The 1,251-nt window shown below is 68.0% G+C and carries 1 protein-coding gene; it reads left to right on the top strand.

The genetic code is table 11. From position 1 onward, the window contains the following. Positions 1-1,205 (top strand): IS256 family transposase (locus tag D8M29_RS12430; RefSeq protein WP_127435653.1); only part of this gene is annotated, 1,205 nt, incomplete at its 5' end. Between the last annotated feature and the right edge of the window lie 46 nt (positions 1,206-1,251).

Here is a 1,251-nt window from a genome sequence, read left to right as displayed (position 1 = left end):
TGTCTGAAGCGTCCCCGGACATGATGCGCCATCTGCTGCAGACCATGATCAACACCTTGCTGTCCGCGGATGCCGACGCGGTGGTCGGTGCCGAATGGGGCAAGCCCAGCTCCTCGCGCACTGCTCAGCGGAACGGGTACCGCCACCGGGACCTGGACACCCGGGTCGGCACCCTGGACGTGGCCATCCCCAAGCTCAGATCGGGCACGTACTTCCCGGACTGGCTACTTGAACGCAGGAAGAGAGCGGAGTCGGCGCTGATCACCGTGGTCGCTGACTGCTACCTCGCCGGGGTCTCGACCCGACGGATGGACAAGCTGGTCAAGACTCTGGGCGTCAACGCCCTGTCCAAGTCCCAAGTCTCCCGGATGGCCACCGAGCTCGACGAGCAGGTCGAGGCCTTCCGCCACCGCCCGCTCGGGGTGGCCGGCCCGTTCACGTTCGTGGCCGCCGATGCGCTGAGCATGAAGGTCCGCGAGGGCGGGCGCGTGGTCAACGCCGTGGTGCTGCTGGCCACCGGGGTCAACGCTGACGGCCACCGCGAGGTCCTGGGCCTGCGGGTCGCCACCTCGGAGACCGGGGCGGCGTGGAACGAGTTCTTCGCCGACCTGGTCGCCCGCGGCCTGGCCGGGGTCCGGTTGGTTACTTCTGACGCCCACACCGGACTCAAGGACGCCATCGCGGCGAACCTGCCCGGAGCGACGTGGCAGCGCTGCCGCACCCATTACGCGGCGAACCTGATGGGCATCACCCCGAAGAACATGTGGCCGGCCGTGAAAGCCATGCTGCACTCGGTCTATGACCAGCCCGATGCGGCCAGCGTGCACGCGCAGTTCGACCGGCTCCTGGACTACGTGAGCGAGAAGCTGCCCACCGTGGCTGAGCACCTCGACGCCGCCCGGGCGGACATCCTGGCCTTCACCACGTTCCCGAAGGACGTCTGGACGCAGGTCTGGTCGAACAACCCGGCCGAGCGGCTCAACCGGGAGATCCGCCGTCGCACCGACGCGGTGGGCATCTTCCCCAACCGGGCGGCCATCGTCAGGCTAGTGGGTGCGGTGCTGGCCGAGCAGACCGATGAATGGGCCGAGGGTCGACGCTACCTCGGTCTTGAAGTCCTGGCCCGCTGCAGGCTCACCACCGTGACCAACACCGGAGACGAGGTGGACCCCGACACCGAACTCACCCTCGGCCTCAGCGCCTGACCCCCATGAAGGATCAGACCGCTACACCATCACGAGGGGCTTGACC

The sequence above is a fragment of the Micrococcus sp. HSID17227 genome (genome assembly GCF_003989405.1).
Classification (GTDB): domain Bacteria; phylum Actinomycetota; class Actinomycetes; order Actinomycetales; family Micrococcaceae; genus Micrococcus; species Micrococcus luteus.
The sequence above is the reverse complement of the archived record's forward strand: the minus strand, read 5'-3'. Positions and strand labels throughout refer to the sequence as shown.